This window comes from Pseudomonas prosekii, from assembly GCF_900105155.1.
In the GTDB taxonomy this organism is placed as follows: Bacteria; Pseudomonadota; Gammaproteobacteria; order Pseudomonadales; family Pseudomonadaceae; genus Aquipseudomonas; species Aquipseudomonas prosekii.
On record NZ_LT629762.1, the window covers coordinates 2,431,483 to 2,448,784 of the forward strand.

Annotated in this window: 18 protein-coding genes; 16 read left to right on the forward strand and 2 right to left on the reverse strand. The window is 55.8% G+C overall.

Annotated features, from left to right (window positions below):
* Window positions 1–66: 66 nt before the first annotated feature.
* A complete protein-coding gene (locus tag BLU01_RS11065) occupies window positions 67–618 on the reverse strand; it encodes a hypothetical protein (RefSeq protein WP_092274766.1) in 552 nt (183 codons plus the stop codon).
* A 568-nt stretch (window positions 619–1,186) separates the two neighbouring features.
* Between BLU01_RS11065 and BLU01_RS11070 the strand changes: the two genes are divergently transcribed.
* The 11 genes from BLU01_RS11070 to BLU01_RS11115 all read left to right on the forward strand — a co-directional run bounded on the left by BLU01_RS11070 (window position 1,187) and on the right by BLU01_RS11115 (window position 10,893).
* Window positions 1,187–1,897 (forward strand): hypothetical protein, encoded by a 711-nt coding sequence (locus BLU01_RS11070; protein ID WP_092281572.1) that lies wholly within the window; start codon window positions 1,187–1,189, stop codon window positions 1,895–1,897.
* Window positions 1,898–2,292: 395 nt separating this feature from the next.
* Complete coding sequence (locus BLU01_RS11075; RefSeq protein ID WP_092274769.1) at window positions 2,293–2,517, forward strand: hypothetical protein; 225 nt, start codon at window positions 2,293–2,295, stop codon at window positions 2,515–2,517.
* Between the two features lie 988 nt (window positions 2,518–3,505).
* Complete coding sequence (locus BLU01_RS11080) at window positions 3,506–4,123, forward strand: hypothetical protein (protein ID WP_092274772.1); 618 nt, start codon at window positions 3,506–3,508, stop codon at window positions 4,121–4,123.
* A 12-nt stretch (window positions 4,124–4,135) separates the two neighbouring features.
* Window positions 4,136–4,513, forward strand: coding sequence for a hypothetical protein (locus BLU01_RS27560; protein WP_157720158.1), 378 nt, complete (start codon window positions 4,136–4,138; stop codon window positions 4,511–4,513).
* A 16-nt stretch (window positions 4,514–4,529) separates the two neighbouring features.
* Complete coding sequence (locus BLU01_RS11085) at window positions 4,530–4,958, forward strand: protein-export chaperone SecB (protein WP_092274776.1); 429 nt, start codon at window positions 4,530–4,532, stop codon at window positions 4,956–4,958.
* Window positions 4,959–5,724: 766 nt separating this feature from the next.
* Entirely contained in the window at window positions 5,725–6,591 is an 867-nt protein-coding gene (locus BLU01_RS11090; protein ID WP_092274780.1) for an SDH family Clp fold serine proteinase, read from the forward strand.
* Between the two features lie 649 nt (window positions 6,592–7,240).
* Window positions 7,241–7,591, forward strand: a complete 351-nt coding sequence (locus tag BLU01_RS11095; protein ID WP_092274783.1) for a hypothetical protein — start codon at window positions 7,241–7,243, stop codon at window positions 7,589–7,591.
* A gap of 269 nt (window positions 7,592–7,860) precedes the next feature.
* Window positions 7,861–8,901, forward strand: coding sequence for a PDDEXK nuclease domain-containing protein (locus BLU01_RS11100; protein ID WP_092274786.1), 1,041 nt, complete (start codon window positions 7,861–7,863; stop codon window positions 8,899–8,901).
* A gap of 92 nt (window positions 8,902–8,993) precedes the next feature.
* Window positions 8,994–9,962, forward strand: coding sequence for an alpha/beta hydrolase family protein (locus BLU01_RS11105; protein ID WP_092274789.1), 969 nt, complete (start codon window positions 8,994–8,996; stop codon window positions 9,960–9,962).
* A 37-nt stretch (window positions 9,963–9,999) separates the two neighbouring features.
* Window positions 10,000–10,410 (forward strand): hypothetical protein, encoded by a 411-nt coding sequence (locus BLU01_RS11110; protein ID WP_092274792.1) that lies wholly within the window; start codon window positions 10,000–10,002, stop codon window positions 10,408–10,410.
* Between the two features lie 6 nt (window positions 10,411–10,416).
* The gene (locus BLU01_RS11115) at window positions 10,417–10,893 is read left to right on the forward strand and encodes a hypothetical protein (protein ID WP_092274795.1); all 477 of its coding nucleotides are present in this window, start codon (window positions 10,417–10,419) and stop codon (window positions 10,891–10,893) included.
* A gap of 73 nt (window positions 10,894–10,966) precedes the next feature.
* Here BLU01_RS11115 and gabP read toward each other — a convergent pair whose 3' ends face one another.
* Complete coding sequence (gabP, locus tag BLU01_RS11120) at window positions 10,967–12,358, reverse strand: GABA permease (protein ID WP_092274798.1); 1,392 nt, start codon at window positions 12,356–12,358, stop codon at window positions 10,967–10,969.
* A gap of 562 nt (window positions 12,359–12,920) precedes the next feature.
* On the opposite strand from gabP, the gene BLU01_RS11125 reads away from it, so the two are divergent.
* The 5 genes from BLU01_RS11125 (at window position 12,921) to BLU01_RS11145 (ending at window position 17,126) form a co-directional block, all read left to right on the forward strand.
* Window positions 12,921–13,694: an ABC transporter ATP-binding protein gene (locus BLU01_RS11125; RefSeq protein ID WP_092274801.1), complete on the forward strand. Its 774-nt coding sequence runs from the start codon at window positions 12,921–12,923 to the stop codon at window positions 13,692–13,694.
* 13 nt (window positions 13,695–13,707) lie between these two features.
* Complete coding sequence (locus tag BLU01_RS11130; RefSeq protein ID WP_092274804.1) at window positions 13,708–14,454, forward strand: ABC transporter substrate-binding protein; 747 nt, start codon at window positions 13,708–13,710, stop codon at window positions 14,452–14,454.
* A gap of 77 nt (window positions 14,455–14,531) precedes the next feature.
* Window positions 14,532–15,227: an ABC transporter permease gene (locus BLU01_RS11135; RefSeq protein ID WP_092274807.1), complete on the forward strand. Its 696-nt coding sequence runs from the start codon at window positions 14,532–14,534 to the stop codon at window positions 15,225–15,227.
* On the forward strand, window positions 15,224–15,913 hold the full coding sequence (locus BLU01_RS11140) for an ABC transporter permease (RefSeq protein ID WP_092274810.1): 690 nt from the start codon (window positions 15,224–15,226) through the stop codon (window positions 15,911–15,913). Before BLU01_RS11135 ends, BLU01_RS11140 begins: the two co-directional genes overlap by 4 nt.
* On the forward strand, window positions 15,894–17,126 hold the full coding sequence (locus BLU01_RS11145; RefSeq protein ID WP_092274813.1) for a methyltransferase: 1,233 nt from the start codon (window positions 15,894–15,896) through the stop codon (window positions 17,124–17,126). Before BLU01_RS11140 ends, BLU01_RS11145 begins: the two co-directional genes overlap by 20 nt.
* Window positions 17,127–17,302 lie beyond the last annotated feature (176 nt).

Here is a 17,302-nt window from a genome sequence, read left to right on the forward strand (position 1 = left end):
GCACGATCAGTACGCAACCTGGCCCTGCCAGCCGCCAGCACCCTCGGTGGAGGGTGCCGAGCAAAACTAAATTCCCGTAAAACTTAGCTTTTTGATGTTGACTGACGCTTCATGAAGCCGAGCTGCAACGAGTGCCAAATAATTGTTAAATCTGGCCCTGTCGCCGGGAGAGACGCTGGCGATTACTGTTTCGTCCACAACGCCCGCGCCTCTTAGAGTGGCTTGCAAATTTGCAATCCAGCTACTCATGAAACCGTCATAAAGGCTCGGTACCGCATCGAACACCGATTTGATAGCTCCAGCGATAGCAGCGTCGTTGAGACTATTCACCACCTGGTGAGCAAAGGTATTTCTTGCATCACGCAGACTATGCAGCAGCGTCAGCATTTCCAACGAAATCAAACCCAGGGAGAACGCTAGGTCTATCTTTGCGGCATATTGGAATTTGAGCTTTCCCTTGCGAGTGTGAGGTAGGCCAATGAGTCGCGCTTTGATCATCTCATCCAAAATGCCGTCTGTTATTACTCCGCTCAGCAGAACCGCACCTCGATCATTCTCTTCTGAAAGCAGCTCAAAGGTTTTTTTATAGACTTCACCAACGTTAGCGCCCGCGAACATGCGTACCTTCCTTGAGATCATGATTTAACAAATGGCTTCCATAGGCGGCTAAGCCTGTGAGCCGCCCGCACTATGGCACGCGCGTTCGTCAGTTCGCAGCGATGGTTCGCACCTGGTTCGCAACCACCATTGCGCGCGAACCACCGTGCCCATGCCGACCTTTCGCGACGAAGTGGTAAACCCCCGGGCTGACACCCAGGTATCCCCGCTATCGAGAGTTGTGGTCGTCGAAGGTTTCCACTGAGGTTTCCACCAAAAACAGTGGTTTCTGCTGGAAACCGGCACATCGAACGGCATATAGCTCTTCAGGACGGCGTGAACGTTCTCCCCGCTGGCGAAACACCCCATGAATAAGCCCGCTAAGGCGTATTCAGCTACATTGATTCGCATCAAAAGGGAGACGGTCATGCCATCCATGGAAGTAGCGCTTGTGAATGGGGCGCGCGCAGCGCCAGCGCCAGGCCTGAAAGGCGAGTGTTCACTGTGCGGACGACCCGCACAGGCAAAATGCGGGCAGATCATTCGGTGGCACTGGGCTCACGCTGGCCGGAGGCACTGCGACCCGTGGATGGAGAATGAAGGCCCATGGCACCGCGCCTGGAAAGCACTGTTTCCATTTGAATGGCAGGAAGTCGTTGCCCACGACGCCAAGGGCGAGAAACATATCGCGGACGTGAAGCGGCCAGACGGGACGGTGATCGAACTGCAGAACTCGCCTATGAGCATTGAGGAAATGGAAAGCAGGGAAGCTTTTTATGGCGAGCGGATGGTGTGGATTGTGAATGCAGAAAAGTTTCGCAGTCAGATAACGATTCAGGAGGCCCTGCCAAATCCCCAGGCGAACTTCGTCGCAGACTTGATGTTCGTTCAACCCACCACAGGCCCTAGGACGAATAACGTAATCATACGCGGGGACGGACGGAGCCTAATGTTTTACCGTAGATCCGACGTTTGGCCGGACGGAAAACCCACATATCAACTTCATTCAGGGCAGAGCCTGGGCGACCTGGTAGTGCAAAATTACGTGGGCCATCACTTATGCGTTTGGCTGAAACCACGTGAGGTGTGGAAGCGAGCAAAGTGTCTGGTGGTATTCGATTTCGGAGGCGAGGCGATGTGGGCCGCTTGCCATTCCGGCGCCGACAGATTGTTCTGTGTGCGACGTGTATCAAAAGGCAAGCTTATCCAATCACTCCTAGATGGCAAGGAGCCCGTTCTATCGGAGAAGATTGAGCCGATTGCGCCATACACGGACTGGACGAATCCAGGCGCACTTTGACGACGCTTTGACGGAATGTGAGACAGGCATCAGACCAAAACCACGCCGGGTGGGCGTCTGAGGCTTATCGTGTGACCAGCCCGTCAAACAAGCGCACCGTGGCCGCAGATGCCCCTGACAGACCCCAGACGAACGCAGCCCTTCGCCTCTCCCCCTTTTACCCGGCTTTTACCGAATCGCTGGAGAATGTGAGACAGGCATGAGACGGATTCGGCGAGCGTGGCCGCCTGAGAACCCGCAGCGGCCAATGCGCGCGGGGCTCACGCATTAGATGCGGGGAAATCCCGTATCACATCGCCAGGACACTTTTCCGCCGGCAGACGCAGACCACGTAAAGGTGATCCCGGGCATTCACGCCGCCGGTGCTACGCTCTGTCGAAACAAGGAGAGCTACCATGACGAATACCACACTGATTGCCAGCCTGTTCGACCGCCTCAATCAAAATCAACTCGCCCTGAGCGCCGCGGTGGAGGAGCTTTCAAACTGGGTCGAGCAGCGCGGATCGGCGGGCATTGCCAACAACGTACGCGTCGCGCTGGAAACTCTCGACGAGAACCTGGTGTACATTCGCCAGGGTATTGCTGAGCTGACCGTCTCCGGTAGCTTGGGCAAAGCGTAACGATCCCCAGGATTCTGGACAGGCATTGGACAGCCTGCGCAGCGACAGGCTGACCCACTCAGGCCCGGAGTCACAGCCAGCAAGAGCCGCAGCAAATCGAACAGCCGGCCGGGTAGCTACAACGTCCAGAACCTGGAAGAAGCCTACGAGGGCGATCTGAGTAATAGCTGGCCCCCAGTCGCACCTAGAAAAACGACCCGATAATCCATGACCAGTCTTGACGGAATTTTAGACAGGTCTTGACGGATTTATCCGGCGAAACCAGCGGTTTGGACGCTGAAAGCCACGCAGATCAAGGCTTTGCGGGCATTCGCGCAGCTTGGCCAGCACAAGCCTCGTCAAAAATTCCAGAGTTGGCCGTCAAGGTAACTGCTCGTTCAATCGCCGGCCCAACGCCAGCGGGATGGGGTGGTGAAACACCGGGCCGCTTTGACCGTGGCTCAGCAACTGCGCACATCTCAGCTCTTAGGGGCTTAGTGCCGTGGCTGGAGACTATGGCTCTGGGTAACTCCCTGCTCTCGAACAGGCCCTAGTAGACACAAAAATCAGTAGATCCCAGCGCACATTGACGCGCGTCGCCGTGGCAACAGCAAACTTCCTTGGCATTAGGAATACCCCATAGTTGCTTTGAAACGTATGCTCAGCGAGCACGAATTTGCTTTTCCACTTTTGTCGATTACGCTGACTGTAGGGCACTTGCAAGACGGCAATCCCTTATAAAATCGAATCTATAAATGTTAGCCAAATCATAGATTTAGATCTGACGAACCGAATGCTTCAAAATTCGTCAACACCCTGTCGGCTATGGACTTGCTGACAATTGAAGGATGCTCATTGAGCTCCATCGGGTGACATGATAGTCTTCCGCCATCAGCTGCCTTTGGCGGCTTTTTTTCGCTTTTTATCAGCATTTTTTTCTATCGACTCCTTCATTTATTATTTCCGAAATTTGTCGATTTGACTGTTAGGCTGTGACCAAGGAGTGGCAATGGCAGCAGCATTAGAAATTGAGCCCGAAGCTAGAAAATTCATGGTCTGGGGTACTCATGGCACTAGCCTTTCTCGAGCAGAATCGATTCGAGAATCGGGTTTTGTTGCCAAGCCCGGACGCATAGGTGTCGGCGCTTACTTTTGGACTGCCGTGGCTGAAACGGACGAATGTCTTGATCTGGCAAGGCGTCTTGCTAGGGCATGGGCAACGAAAGTGGAAAAAGGAGGTCTCTATGCACGAGACAAGGATAAATCTCTAGCTATAGTTGAAGTGGAGATTAGCGTGGAGGAAGACGAAGTACTCCCTCTCGATGATCCTGAGATGACATTCAGGCTCTGGTCGCTTTTGAGGCGAAAACTCGCAGAAATGTTTGGATTTCAAAAAGATGAGGACTGGATAGGCGTCAATTTGAGTAAGTGTCAGGAGGAGATTCATGGTTTTATTGAAGCTTTTATCCTTGACCTTGAAGAGAACCTTGAAACGAGGTTCAAAGTGATTTTCAAGTCGCAAGGTTGTCCGCCGTTGGGAGATCCTCTTATTCCTTACTTAGGCAATCATAGCTGTTTTGCGATTCGCGATACTGATGTTATCAGCATTATGAATATCACTAAATGAGTGAGTGATGTTATGAAAAATGTATTTGGCTTATCGAGATCGAAAAAATTCACGGAAGCATTAGATAAAACTTTTGCGAAATTTGAAGCTATGCCAGCGAAAGAAATGTTCGCACTCGGCATGGAACATTCGAAAGGAGACATTGCAGCTTTTGTTTCGGCGTGCAGTTCAATCGACACTAGCCACCATCAAGAAATAAGTTTTGTCTTCGAGTCTCCCGACACAAGCCTGAAAAGCTTTACGGCATCATTCGAACGCAAATCTACCCTTTGTTTTAACACAGGTTCATCTTCGCAAGACATGACAGCCCATACTAACGTAGCCGCCAACTCCGCCTATTTAGGCGCAGTTGGTGCCTTTAGTGCTGGCATGCTCTGCCAAGCTGCCTGAGCATTAAGGAATGTCCATGGATCGGCACGCCATACAGCTTTCCAACATTACTGTAGATGAACTATACATTAAGACGTTGGATCGAGAGTCTTTCGTAGATAAAGACTTTCCAAGAGATTTCTCTCTTACAGTTTCACGTTCAGAATATGACCCTGAAGAAAAAATAATTTCCGTCAGGTTAGAAATGAACATAGAGCCAGAGTCGGGTGCAGTTGACCGACCTTATGAAATGCGCATCAAGATTGCGGGCCATTTCGAAGTCGATGAAGAAAAGTTCCCGATCGAGCACATAAACAATTTTGCCGAGAACAATGCTCCAGTAATTCTCATTCCTTACATCCGAGAACAGGCATACTCTCTCAGCATTCGTGCTGGGGTCGACCCAGTCATTTTTCCGCTCGTACAAGTTCCCGTTTTCCGAATCGTTAAGCAGGAACAAGCTTAACTAATTCCTCTACAGCCAGTCGTTCTTTTCAAGAATCAAACGGTCCCCTAACCACATTTTTTTGTGCTTGAAGTTGACCGACTGAGCTTCAATTCTATCGCTCCCCCAGAACATCTGGACTAATAGTCAGATTCCTCAAGCTTAAGAAGTTCGGCGTAAGACACGCCACCAAGGTCTAGCTATGGCTGGTCATTGTTGCAGTCTTCGAGTTAACTGACAGGGATGAGCCCCTGATGAGCTAGAGATACCGCAATGGGTTCTAAATTTTCTAGGTCGATAATACTCAAAACAACTAACGTACTTACCATAACGAATTGGGAGGCCAGGCTCATTTCCAACTCTGAGTTTGTTCTGGTCGAGGTGTTGCAATCGTAGCAACACCTGCCCATTCCGCGAAAAGTTCTGCCTCTGGTAACTGGAGGCGGTAATGATGTCGGCTGGACCTGAAATCACCAAAGCCGAAATACGATACCCCCACCAGCCCGATCGCTTAAACATAGGGTAAGAGTATCCATTACCTGATCGCTAACACGTGGATGCGAAAACACCCATGAAAGAGCATCGAACGAAGTCGTTTTTGAAAACCAACCCCAGATTGATGCTCGAACGATCGTTTGCGAAGCATACCCCATGAATGACCACTACCCTGATGCGGGGTGGTTAAAAAGCAGGGGATCAAAATGGCGAGACCTCAAAACACCAGCTAAGGTGGCTTTAGCGAAAACGTCACTTGAATCGTCGAGTAGAGAGGTCTCAGGGATCGAATATGCCAAGTCTTGATAATCACATTCTCTTAGCCTTAAGCCATTATAGAGGTTTGATTGCGGAGCATTTTGGCTGCTCCTTGCTAGCATATTCCGGCCCAATTCACCCCGCGGTTCAAAGTGCATATGTAAATGCGATTGAAGAGCTCGTACGGCATCGTGACAATACGGCAAACCCAAATCGAATATGCATTGTCATAGCGACCCCAGGTGGGGTGGTAGAAGCTGTTGAGAAAATGGTTGAGGTGACCCGTCATTACTTCAATGAAGTCTTTTTCGTGGTACCTACCGCCGCAATGTCTGCCGGGACAATTTTTTGCATGTCGGGCGACAAAATTTTCATGGACTACACCTCGTCCCTTGGTCCCATTGACCCACAAGTTCCCTTAGCAGATGGGCAACTTGTCCCGGCTCTTGGTTACATCGACAAAGTTAACCAACTTATCGAAAAGTCCGCCGCAGGCTGCCTCACAGATGCAGAATTTATGATGCTACAGCGTCAAGACCTCGCGACCCTTCGTCGCTATGAACAAGCTAGAGACCTCTCTGTCAGCCTGCTCAAACTTTGGCTTGTAAAGTATAAATTCAAAGACTGGACCGTCCACGGTTGTACCAATCCGGGAACGGCCGTTTCCGAAGCACAAAAAGAAGCCCGCGCCGAGCAGATTGCAAAAGATCTCAGCGATAACAATCGTTGGCATTCGCACGGCAGAATGATCGGAATCAATACGTTAACCGGTGGTCTGAAGCTGAAGATCGAAGACTATACTGACGATCAGGAACTGAGGCAGAATCTGCGCGTTTATTCAGAACTGATCACAGAGCATGCAGAACGCCAACGATCTGCTTTTATGCTTCACTACACATAACCAGTGAAGGAGGGATGCCATGACGACGCTTGCAAACCGTACAGCTGAAGCGATTGAACGTGAGTCGGCAATCCGTTCGGGAGAGAGGTCCCAGCGCCTTTCAGCAATCAACGATCGTTATGATCGCCTAGTGAAATCGGGAGCCGTTCAGCCTGAGCGCTATAACATAGCGCCAATTAACCCGTCCTCGATGACTCCCCCTCCAAACACATTGTGATTTCACGTTTAACTCAAGGCCCTGCCAACAGCGGGGCTTTTGTGTCTTTGGCTCAATGATTTCTGAAGCCCACTTACTTTCGGATCGATCTCAGAGCGTGAGATCTACTTGGACGAGACCATTCGTCGGACGCGCCACGCTTAAATCACTTCGCTGATCGTGCCCACTCATCTGCTGGTGAATTAGGGCAACGTATTAAAAAGAGAGTAGATTTGTGAGTAGATTCTTTATCCCACATCTCTTAAGGCCAATAAATACGTGACCCAAAGACAAAAGTTCGATTCCGTCTCTGGCACCAAATACCGAAAACCCTGAATCGCAAGATTCAGGGTTTTTTTATGCCCGCGATTTTTCACCACGCTAGCCGGCAACGTTTGCCCGGCTGATTCGCGGTACTTTTGCCTCCCCTTACGGAAAAGGGTAACCAACCTCATGAGCCAGAAGAAAACCCGCGTCCCCCTGCCCCATCCGACGCCGTACCGCGAAAGCCGAATCGTCTTCTGGCTGATGAACCTTGTGTACCTGCTGGTCGCCTGTTCTGCCGGGCTGCTGATTTATGCGGTGATCGACGGGCTGATTCACGGCTCGATCAGCGAGATGAACCGCCGCGCGCCAAACGTCACCTACAAATTGGCCCAACAACCGAAGATGTACTGGTTTCTGATTGTCTGGCACAGCGTTGAGGCGATCGGTTTGCTGGTAATGGGTGGCGCGGCGTTCTGGCTGCACAGAATCGTCGCAGCGGCGCCGCAGAAGCCAAAGCGCAAACGCACTCGTCGATAGGCCGGCGAGCGCGTCTGGCGGCGTTACAGGCGGTTTCAACAAAGCAGTGTTCGGCGCTATCGGGATTACATTGCGCAGATTCAGGCTGTGTGAAACTTGCTGCACTGCGAATCGGACTACACGCCGTATTCTCCAAACGTCAGACGCGGTGGGCAGGTTCCTGCAACATCAGTGGGAATTTCCTTCCGGATTTGTCGCATTGCCCGGCATCGCCGACAGGGCGTTCATTGCCATGCTTTCCGTCAGTTAATCCAGCTGCGGAAGACTTTATGAGCGTCCCCAACCCCGACAACACGCAAGATCCACAAATCGCGGCATTGCTCGGTCATCTGGGCGAACTGACCCGCCAGGCACGCCAGAAAATCCTCAGCGCGGTCGATAGCACTCAAGTGCAAACCTGTTGGCAGATCGGTCGGCATATCGTCGAGTTCGAGCAGCAGCCAGCACCGCGAGCGGTGTATGGAAAACATTTGCTGATGACACTGGCGAAGGCGCTGACGAGCCATTTCGGCAAAGGCTTTGATGCGACCAACTTGCGCTACATGCGCCTGTTCTTTGAAGCATTCCCGAACTGGGAGGCCTGGCGCCACGAACTCAGCTGGGCGCACTATCGGCGCTTGCTGCGCATCGACAACATCAACGCGCGCCACTGGTACATGAACGAATCCGCCATCCAGAACTGGTCGAGCCGCGCCCTCGACCGCCAGATCAACACCCTCTACTACGAACGCCTGCTCGCCAGCCGCGACCGCACCGCTGTCAAACAGGAAGCCGCCACCAACATTCAACTGATGGAGGCGACGCCTCTGGACCTTGCCCGTAACTCGGTCGTGCTGGAATTCCTAGGCCTGCCCCATGCTGACGTCATCAGGGAAACCGAGCTCGAACAAGCCATGCTCGACCAACTCCAGGCTTTCCTGCTTCAGCCGGGCAAAGGCTTCGCGTTCATTTCCAGCCACCAACCCATCAATTCCCTGAGCAAAGACTTCTACATCGACCTGGTTTTTTACCACTACCGACTCAAATGCTTCGTCATCTGCGATCTGCGACGCGGCGAACTGACCCAGCAAGCCATCGGCCAAATGGACAGGCTTGTGCGCATCTACGACGACCTCAAACGCGATGCGGACGACAGCCCGACCGTCGGCGTCATTCTCTGCGCGCAGAAGGATGAGTCGGTGGTGCGTTACTCGGTGCAAGAGGGCAGTGAAGAGGTGTTGGCCGGGAAGTACAGAGCGGTGTTGCCGAGTGTGGAGGAGTTGCGGGGGGAGTTGGATCGGGTATGGATGAATCTTGATGCGCATCGGTGAGCATCGGTAATGCATGTCGCCTCGACTCCGACGGATTGTTCATTGCCGGCCCGACGACTATCTTTGGCAGCTACCCGCAAAGGTCTACGCCGATGAATTTGCAGGACACGCCTTCGCTGTCAGACGCCACATTTGAAACGAGGCCGAGCACCGCCGGAGCTCCCTTCAACGAACCCGCCCCCGACGGCTACATCCTCGGTGGTTTCACTTGGCGCCACACCCGCCATGACCCCGCCCGCCCGGTGGTGATTATCAACGCCGCGACGTCTGTTCGCTGCCGACACTACTCACGCTTCGCCGATTACCTGTTTGCCAATGGCTTCGACGTCATCACTTTCGACTACCGGGGCATCGGTGAGTCTCGGCCTGCGTCATTGAAAACCCTCAACGCGACTTGGTCGGATTGGGGCGCGCTGGATTTCGAAGCGGTGCTGCGGCGGGCGCATCGCGAATTCCCCGGCCAGCCCATCGATGTGGTGGGGCATAGCTTCGGCGGCTGTGCGGCGGGCTTGGCCGATTCGGGGCGGCTGATCCGGCGTCTGCTGACAGTCGGCGCGCAGTTCGCCTATTGGCGCGACTATGCACCGGCCCAGCGCTGGCGAATGTTCGGCAAATGGCACGTGGTCATGCCACTGGTGACGAAGCTGTGCGGTTATTTCCCCGGCAAGCGTCTTGGCTGGCTGGAGGACACACCGGCGGGCGTCGTCCGCGATTGGAGCACGCCGACCGCACGCTACGAGAAGCGCCCCAGCGGTCGCCAGATGTTCGCTAAAAACGGCCGACTGCCGTTCGCCAACGTCACCGCGAACATCCTGGCGATCAGTATCAGCGACGATCCATACGGCACCGTTGCAGCCATCGAACGCTTGCTCGGCTACTTCTCGGGCAGCACGACCACCCATCTGCGAATCGAGCCAAAAGACATCGGCGAAGCAGAAGTCGGACATTTCGCCTTTTTTCGCAGCCGATACCAAGCCACACTATGGCCCATTGCACTGTCCTGGCTGCAGACCGGCGAACTGGCCCCCGATACTCCCGGGCGGCGAGTGCCACGCAGTTGAGTGACCTGCCCTCTCAACGAAATACGGAACAATGCCCATGGCCTCCGCCAACAAGCAGCAAAAACGCGCCACCCGCGCCAAAGCCAAGGCCAAGCAGAACCGCAGCCAACGGGCGGCCGCACCGGTCGAGCTGGACCCGAACGATGATCGCATCGACTTCGAATCGGTGGACCTGACCGAGCTGTTCAAAGAAATGCTCGACGCCGCAAAAATCAGCCAACAGGCCATGTGCACGGCGTTCCTCGAACACCCGCTGCTGGCCTTGGTGCTGGAGCAGGAAGGTGAAGAAACAGCAACCGACTTCATCATCGGCGCGCTGCTCGAATACCGTCAGTGGTCCACCGAAGCCGACGAAGCCAGCGCCCTGGCGTGGATCGAATCCCCAGCCTTCCAGGCTGATTACGTGGCGGCCTCCGCAGCCATCGCAGACCAAAACCAACAGAACTGAGTTCCCATGGCCTCCCTGAACAAACAGCAGAAACGCGCCAAACGCGCCAAAATCAAAGCCAAGCAGATCAACATCCACGGGCGTAAGCCGGTCGAGCAAGACGAAGAACTGGATAACGAGCTGGGTGACGAACTGGGCGAAATCGGCGAGCCGATCCCGGAATACACCCTGGCGATGTTCAGCAAAATGCGCGACGCCGAAGCCGTCAGCCGCAACGAAATGCTGGTGACCTTGCTGTCGAACCTTGCCGACATCATCAGCGACCAACCCGAACTGCTGGACATGGAAAACGCCGACAACGAAGCCATGGCCGCCACCCACCTGGCTGCCGACATGCTGATCGACTACCGCATGTGGGCCGACGGCATGGACCGCGACGCCGCGCAGGCCTGGCTGACCGATCCGCAATTCATCACCGATTTCGGCACTGCGCTCGACACCTACCGCGCAACGGTGGATGCCGAGGAAGAGAAGGCTGAGTAACCAGCTTTCGAGGAAAACAAAAACGGCCGCCTGTCATCACTGACGGCGGCCGTTTTGCATTACCCAGTGCCAATCACCCCAACACTGGCGCTCCAATCTTCTGCTGCTTGCGACGACGCGCCACAAACAACCCGGCTGCAACCACCATCAAACTGAGGAAACCGGTGGCGAGGATTTCCACGCGGTGGGCTTCCTGGAACAGCATGATGGTCAGGGCCGCGATGATGAAGAAGATCACTGCGTAGGTCAGGCCCGGGAACAGCCACATGCGGAATTCGATTTTCTCGCCGTTTTCCATGCGCTTTTTGCGCATACGCAGTTGCGAGAAAGCGATCACCAGGTACACCAGCAGCGCGATCGCGCCGGAGCTGGCCAGCAGGAATTCGAACACGGCGGCCGGGGCCACGTAGTTGGCGAATACCGCGACGAACGCCGCGCCGGTGGACAGAATGACAGCCCAGTAAGGCGTGCCGCTTTTGTTGGTGCGCTGGGAAACGGCCGGCGCGTCACCGCGTTTGCCCAGGGAGAACATCATGCGCGAAGCGGTGTACAGCGCCGAGTTCAGGCAGCTGGTCACGGCAACCAACACGACGATGTCGACGATCAACTTGGCGTTCGGGATGCCCATGCGCTCAAGTACGGTCTGATAGGAACCGACCGCGGCCAATACCGGATCATTCCACGGCACCAGCGCCACCACGATGAAGATCGAGACGAGGTAGAACAAGCCGATCCGCCAGATCACCGAGTTGGTGGCCTTGGAGATTTGCTTGCCAGGGTTCTTCGATTCGGCGGCGGCGATGGTCACGATCTCGGTGCCCATGAACGAGAACATGGTGGTCAGGATCGCGCCGAGCACTGCGCCCATACCGTTTGGCAGGAAGCCTTGAGTGTCGAACAAGTGCGAAACACCGCTGACCTGGCTGTTCGGCAAGAAGCCGAAAATCGCTGCGAGGCCGAGGCCGATGAAACCGATGATCGCGATGACTTTGATCAGGGCGAACCAGAATTCGAACTCACCGTAGTTCTTCACGCTGAACAGGTTGGTCACGGTCAGCAGCAACGTGATAACCAGCGTGAAGGCCCAGATTGCGACGTCGGGGAACCAGGCATGCAGGATGGTCGCGGCGGCGTTGGCTTCCAGCGGAATCACCAACACCCAGAACCACCAGTACAACCAGCCGATAGTGAAACCGGCCCAGTGCCCGATCGCGCGATCGGCATACGTCGAGAAGGAACCAGTATCCGGCGACGCCACGGCCATTTCGCCGAGCATGCGCATCACCAGAACCACCAGAGCGCCGGCAGCGGCATAAGCCAGCAGCACGGCTGGGCCGGCAGCGGCAATGGCATGACCCGAGCCGACAAACAGCCCGGCGCCGATAACCCCGGCGATCGACAACATGGTCACATGACGCGGTTTGAGCCCCTGTTCGAGGCCATTGGAGCTTTGGGTACTGCTCATTGAAACTACCTTTGCAAGGAGAGCGATTCAGTCCGCCAGGTCTGGCATTTCTTTCTCGTAAAAAGAAACCAACGGGGCGTTCCTTATTCTGCACGCAATAATTGCGCCAAAATGTTACGAAGTCCCGAGAACCGCGGCTCTCCGCATGACCGCACAGTCATCGCAAGTCATTGAGATTAATGGCAATTCGCCAGAGCGTTACCCTGCGACTCACTTGTAGAACGTTTCAGCGCACCAGAAACGCACTCGGAAATTGCGGGTTGCACAATAAAAGTGCAGAACATGAACGTTTGTCCGGTTAGCGCTTCCAACACCCCGTCAAAGCTGGCACCATCGCGCCTTTTTTTACGCGACGCCCACGACATTTGTGATTGAGAGCAGGATCAAACGTCTGTTCGGTTGATAGCAGCGCGACAGCCTGCTGCACCAATGCGACAACCTGCCACACGCCATCCGTTTACCGCCCGAAGCGCTGTTGGCTGCCATTCGAACGCTATGCTAGCTTGGCCGCCTCGTCAGGAATGCCGCCTGCAGCAGAAGCGAAACACTATGAGGAACGCACATGGCTGAGGCCACGCCCGCGCTTGAAATCCGCAACTTGCACAAACGCTACGGACAGCTTGAGGTGCTCAAAGGCATCTCGCTGACCGCCCGCGACGGCGACGTGATCTCGATCCTGGGTTCCTCCGGTTCCGGCAAGTCCACGTTCCTGCGTTGCATCAACCTGCTGGAAAACCCGCATCAGGGGCAGATCCTGGTTGCTGGCGAAGAACTCAAGCTCAAGGCCGCGAAGAACGGCGAACTGGTTGCCGCCGACGGCAAACAGATCAATCGCCTGCGCAGCGAGATTGGTTTTGTGTTTCAAAACTTTAATCTGTGGCCGCACATGAGCGTGCTCGACAACATCATCGAAGCCCCGCGCCGCGTGCTCGGCATGAGCAAAGCCGAGGCCACCGAAGTCGCTGAAGCCTTGCTGGCGAAGGTGGGCATTGCCGACAAGCGCCACGCTTACCCGGCGCAATTGTCCGGCGGCCAGCAACAACGTGCCGCGATCGCGCGCACCTTGGCGATGCAGCCAAAGGTTATCCTGTTCGACGAGCCCACCTCCGCGCTTGACCCGGAAATGGTCCAGGAAGTACTTAATGTCATCCGCGCGCTCGCCGAAGAAGGCCGCACCATGTTGCTCGTCACCCACGAAATGGGCTTTGCCCGTCAGGTGTCCAGCGAAGTGGTGTTCCTTCACCAAGGCCTTATAGAAGAGCAAGGATCGCCACAGCAGGTGTTCGACAACCCGCTTTCGGCGCGCTGCAAACAATTCATGTCCAGCAACCGCTAACGGAGCTCCCCACATGCAGAACTACAAAAGAATCTTCCTGGCGGCTGCCGTCACCCTGGCATTCAGCGCCGGTGCCGCCGCCGAAACCCTGAAGATGGGCATCGAAGCGGCCTACCCGCCGTTCAACAACAAAGATGCCAGTGGCAATGTCGTCGGCTTCGACAAAGAAATCGGCGACGCCCTGTGCGCCAAGATGAAAGTCGAATGCACCGTGGTCACCTCCGACTGGGACGGCATCATCCCGGCCCTGAACGCCAAGAAGTTCGACTTCCTGATCTCCTCGATGTCGATCACCGACGAGCGCAAGCAAGCGGTCGATTTCACCGACCCGTACTACTCGAACAAGCTGCAATTCATCGCCAAGAAAGACGTCGACTTCAAAACCGACAAGGAATACCTGAAAGGCAAAGTGATCGGCACCCAACGGGCGACTCTCTCCGGCACCTGGCTGGAAGACAACATGCCGGACGTCGAAGTCAAACTCTACGACAACCAGGAAAACGCTTACCTGGACCTGACTTCCGGTCGTCTGGACGGCATCTTGGCTGACAAATACGCCAACTATGAGTGGCTGAAAACCGAAGCCGGCCGCGCTTATGAATTCAAAGGCGACCCGGTGGAAGAAAGCGACAAGATCGGGATCGCTGTACGAAAAGGCGACACGATTCGCGCGAGGCTTAACCTTGCTCTGAAAGAAATCGTCGAAGACGGCACCTACAAAAAAATCAACGACAAGTACTTCCCGTTCAGCATCTATTGATCCTGACCTGCCTGACGGGCGCCGTTCGCTGACGGCGCCCGTCCTTGGCATTGCCTGCCGCGATTGAAAAGAAATCCATGATTATCGACCTCTACGGATTCGGCCCGGCGCTCGCCGCTGGCGCGCTGATGACTGTAAAACTGGCCCTCTCGGCCCTGTGCCTGGGGCTGGTGCTCGGTTTGCTCGGCGCCTTGGCCAAGACCTCTCCGCTCAAGCCGTTGCAATGGCTGGGCGGCACGTATTCGACATTGGTTCGCGGGATTCCGGAATTGCTCTGGGTGCTGCTGATCTACTTCGGCACGGTCAATTTGATGCGTGCCCTGGGCGAGTTTTTCGGCACGCCCGACCTCGCCCTCAACGCCTTCGCCGCCGGCGTGATCGCGCTGGGCCTGTGCTTCGGCGCCTACGCCACGGAAGTGTTTCGCGGCGCGATTCTGGCGATCCCCAAAGGCCATCGTGAAGCCGGCATGGCCCTTGGCCTGTCGAAATTTCGCATCTTCACCAAGCTGATCATGCCGCAGATGTGGCGCATCGCCCTGCCCGGCCTGGGCAACCTGTTCATGATCCTGATGAAAGACACCGCGCTGGTGTCCGTCATCGGCCTGGAAGAAATCATGCGTCACGCGCAAATCGGCGTGACGGTTTCCAAGCAGCCGTTCACCTTCTTTATGGTCGCCGCGCTGATGTACCTGGGCCTGACCATTGTGGCCATGACCGCCATGTACTTTCTGGAACGACGCGCCGCGCGCGGCTTCGCGAGGAGCGACTCATGAACTGGGAAGTCATCATCAAATGGCTGCCGAAACTGGCCCAGGGCGCGACGCTGACGCTGGAGCTGGTGGCCATCGCCGTGATTGCCGGGTTGTTGCTGGCAATTCCGCTGGGCATCGCGCGCTCATCGCGGCGCTGGTACGTGCGGTCATTGCCCTACGCGTACATCTTCTTTTTCCGTGGCACGCCGTTGCTTGTTCAGCTGTTTCTCGTCTACTACGGCCTGGCGCAGTTCGACGCCGTACGTAACAGCCCGCTGTGGCCGTACCTGCGCGATCCGTTCTGGTGCGCCACCGCGACCATGACCTTGCACACCGCCGCCTACATCGCCGAGATTCTGCGCGGCGCGATCCAGGCAATTCCGCCGGGCGAAATCGAAGCCGCGCGGGCGCTGGGCATGTCCAGACCTAAAGCGCTGTTCTACATCATCCTGCCGCGCGCCGCGCGCATCGGCCTGCCGGCCTACAGCAACGAAGTGATTCTGATGCTCAAGGCCAGCGCCTTGGCCAGCACCGTGACCTTGCTGGAACTGACCGGCATGGCTCGCACGATCATTGCCCGGACCTACCTGCCGGTAGAGATCTTCTTCGCCGCCGGCATGTTCTACCTGGTGATGGCTTACGTGCTAGTGCGCGGCTTCAAGCTGCTGGAGCGCTGGCTGCGCGTCGATGCCTGCCAAGGACGCTGATTGTTCCTACGTGCTGACGGGCGAGGCCCTACTCGCCCGCTTCACCGCGCTGGATGCTTTCCTGATCGAGCATCAAGCGCTGTGGAAACCACGACCGTTCAACCATCTGCAGCTCCCTTGGGAAACATCCTACCCTTCGTTGTCTTCCTGGCTACGCAGTCGGTCGCTGGAAGACGCGGAAACCAGTCATAACCAACCTTGTCTGCTGGATGCGCCGGAGCCGTTTGCTTCATTGGCGGCGCTGTCGCGTGAGTTGAGTTCAGTCGGCGTATTCCCGACTCATGCGTTGGAAGCGGCTGGCCATCGATTGAACGTCGATGTGCCGGGGCGCAAATGGCAGCAGATTGAGGCGTTTTCCAGTTGCCTGTCGTTCGCTGCATCGCCGACCCATTGGCTGGATTGGTGTTCGGGCAAGGGACATCTGGGGCGGCGCCTGCTGCAATCCGGTCAGCAACTGACGTGCCTGGAATACGACGCCGCGCTGGTGGCGAGCGGTCAGGCACTCAGCCAGCGCCATCAATTGCGCGCGCTGCACGTCGAGCAAGATGTGCTCGCGGCGGAAACGGCTTCCCTATTGACCGCCGAGCACACGCCGGTGGCGCTGCACGCGTGTGGCGATCTGCATGTGCGGCTGATGCAGCTCGCCAGCGCCGCTGGCTGCAAGCAACTGGCCATCGCGCCCTGCTGTTACAACCGGATCAGTCTGACGGCGTATGGGGCGCTTTCCTCGGCAGGCTCGCGCTCTGGCCTACAGCTGTCGCTCGAAGATCTCGCATTACCGATGAGCGAAACCGTCACCGCCGGGGCACGCGTCCGACGTCAACGCGATACCTCCATGGCCCGACGCCTGGGTTTCGACCTGCTGCAACGTCAACTGCGCGGCATTGACGAATACCTGCCAACGCCGTCGTTACCCAGCGCCTGGCTGGATAAATCCTTCGCCGACTACTGCCATCATTTGGCCGCGTTGAAGCAGTTATCCACAATCGGCCCGCAAGATTGGCCCGCGCTCGAAGCCGCTGGTTGGCAACGACTGGCCGAAGTGCGCAATCTTGAGCTGCTGCGAGGCCTTTTCCGGCGCCCGCTGGAGCTATGGCTGGTACTGGATCGAGCACTTTTTCTCGCCGAGCAGGGTTACCGCATTCGGCTTGGCACCTTCTGCGAAACCCCGCTCACACCGCGAAATTTCCTGTTGCTAGCCGAACGTCCTTAACAGGCCCAGCCTGTGGATAACTCTGTTGATGAAATTATCGTGGATCCAATAAATCCGCTGTTTCGCGGCTGAAACAGAACTGTTCATTTTTCGTACATATAAATAAAAAACCCTAAAAACAGGGATTTGCGAACAAATGAGAACGAGTTCACAAATACGCCTCTCGTCACTCATAA

What these genes read in the sequence shown, in the direction of transcription:
- BLU01_RS11065 (WP_092274766.1), bottom strand. Translation starts at nt 618, where the DNA reads ATGTTCGCGGGCGCTAACGTTGGTGAAGTCTATAAAAAAACCTTTGAG.
- BLU01_RS11070 (WP_092281572.1), top strand. Translation starts at nt 1,187, where the DNA reads ATGGAGAATGAAGGCCCATGGCACCGCGCCTGGAAAGCACTGTTTCCA.
- BLU01_RS11075 (WP_092274769.1), top strand. Translation starts at nt 2,293, where the DNA reads ATGACGAATACCACACTGATTGCCAGCCTGTTCGACCGCCTCAATCAA.
- BLU01_RS11080 (WP_092274772.1), top strand. Translation starts at nt 3,506, where the DNA reads ATGGCAGCAGCATTAGAAATTGAGCCCGAAGCTAGAAAATTCATGGTC.
- BLU01_RS27560 (WP_157720158.1), top strand. Translation starts at nt 4,136, where the DNA reads ATGAAAAATGTATTTGGCTTATCGAGATCGAAAAAATTCACGGAAGCA.
- BLU01_RS11085 (WP_092274776.1), top strand. Translation starts at nt 4,530, where the DNA reads ATGGATCGGCACGCCATACAGCTTTCCAACATTACTGTAGATGAACTA.
- BLU01_RS11090 (WP_092274780.1), top strand. Translation starts at nt 5,725, where the DNA reads ATGCCAAGTCTTGATAATCACATTCTCTTAGCCTTAAGCCATTATAGA.
- BLU01_RS11095 (WP_092274783.1), top strand. Translation starts at nt 7,241, where the DNA reads ATGAGCCAGAAGAAAACCCGCGTCCCCCTGCCCCATCCGACGCCGTAC.
- BLU01_RS11100 (WP_092274786.1), top strand. Translation starts at nt 7,861, where the DNA reads ATGAGCGTCCCCAACCCCGACAACACGCAAGATCCACAAATCGCGGCA.
- BLU01_RS11105 (WP_092274789.1), top strand. Translation starts at nt 8,994, where the DNA reads ATGAATTTGCAGGACACGCCTTCGCTGTCAGACGCCACATTTGAAACG.
- BLU01_RS11110 (WP_092274792.1), top strand. Translation starts at nt 10,000, where the DNA reads ATGGCCTCCGCCAACAAGCAGCAAAAACGCGCCACCCGCGCCAAAGCC.
- BLU01_RS11115 (WP_092274795.1), top strand. Translation starts at nt 10,417, where the DNA reads ATGGCCTCCCTGAACAAACAGCAGAAACGCGCCAAACGCGCCAAAATC.
- gabP (WP_092274798.1), bottom strand. Translation starts at nt 12,358, where the DNA reads ATGAGCAGTACCCAAAGCTCCAATGGCCTCGAACAGGGGCTCAAACCG.
- BLU01_RS11125 (WP_092274801.1), top strand. Translation starts at nt 12,921, where the DNA reads ATGGCTGAGGCCACGCCCGCGCTTGAAATCCGCAACTTGCACAAACGC.
- BLU01_RS11130 (WP_092274804.1), top strand. Translation starts at nt 13,708, where the DNA reads ATGCAGAACTACAAAAGAATCTTCCTGGCGGCTGCCGTCACCCTGGCA.
- BLU01_RS11135 (WP_092274807.1), top strand. Translation starts at nt 14,532, where the DNA reads ATGATTATCGACCTCTACGGATTCGGCCCGGCGCTCGCCGCTGGCGCG.
- BLU01_RS11140 (WP_092274810.1), top strand. Translation starts at nt 15,224, where the DNA reads ATGAACTGGGAAGTCATCATCAAATGGCTGCCGAAACTGGCCCAGGGC.
- BLU01_RS11145 (WP_092274813.1), top strand. Translation starts at nt 15,894, where the DNA reads ATGCCTGCCAAGGACGCTGATTGTTCCTACGTGCTGACGGGCGAGGCC.